General features: G+C 40.5%; 1 protein-coding gene. It reads right to left on the bottom strand.

Annotated elements, in window-relative coordinates; all coding sequences use genetic code 11:
• Window positions 1-70 precede the first annotated feature (70 nt).
• A complete protein-coding gene (locus tag LC115_08125) occupies window positions 71-901 on the bottom strand; it encodes an endonuclease domain-containing protein (protein MCZ2356638.1) in 831 nt (276 codons plus the stop codon).
• Window positions 902-996 lie beyond the last annotated feature (95 nt).

The raw sequence follows: 996 nt of genomic DNA on the forward strand, positions 1-996 counted from the left end.
TAGGAAACTGCTTGGGATGTGCGCCGAGTCCCCAGCGTCAGGTGCACGCTTTGTTGGTACGCTTTTGACCTTAAGACTCGCCTACCTTTTTCAGACCATCAAACAATGAAGGCTGATAAGAACCACTATCAAGATTTATCTTTCGTGGAATGACTTTGCCTTCATCAATTCCACCAAGATTATTGATCGTTTTAGCAACCGTTGAAACACAATAATCAGCGGCTTGTTCTTGAATTTGCTTTGTATTGAAACGTAAAACTTGCCAACCTTCTACTTTTAAATCATTATCACGCAAATTGTCTTGCTCTGCTTTTTCTGGGTTTGCGTGCCAGAAATCGCCATCTGTTTCAACATCAATATTGCCTTTAGCGCAGTATATTGCAAAGTCCAAAGCGTAGTCATTTCCTTTTGCAATTACAAAATCTTGCCTTTCGGCTGGAATATTGTATCGCTTGAATTCTGCCCATAACTTATCTTCAAGCGAACTTTCATCGTAAAGGTCATTTATTTCAACTGCGTTTGTAAATTTTTCCCATGTTGTTGGGATGAAGATAATCCTGCGATATCTACGGCTATAAATTGGCTTTGGCAATCTTTGAATTGGCTTCACAAAAATTTGGTAATAATATTTATTGCTCTTTTCGTCTTGTGGCTCATCGGGAAATAATTGCCAGCGACGTACTCTCCGAATTTCGACAACTTCCGCAAAATAATTTATGGCATGTTTTTCTGCGCCAATAGCACTTGTTTGATAAAATGCTAACCATTTCGGATGCCATTTTTCTTTCAACCACTTTTTGACACTGCTTACAGGAATTCTATACCAAAGTTGCTCACGCAAAATGGCAAAATCCAATTTCTTATTGATTATCGCTACAAGGACTTCACCACGTTTTGACATGAATTATTTTGACTCTCGTTTTGCAAGGGGCGTACCAACGGTTTGCGTTACCTGCGCTGGGGCGGGGACGGCGAAGCCGTCCAACCAGAAAAAGG

This window comes from Bacteroidia bacterium (assembly GCA_026932145.1).
Classification (GTDB): Bacteria; Bacteroidota; Bacteroidia; order J057; family JAIXKT01; genus JAIXKT01.

Excerpts from the sequence above, each read along its gene's own strand:
- LC115_08125 (MCZ2356638.1), bottom strand. The coding sequence starts at position 901 with ATGTCAAAACGTGGTGAAGTCCTTGTAGCGATAATCAATAAGAAATTG.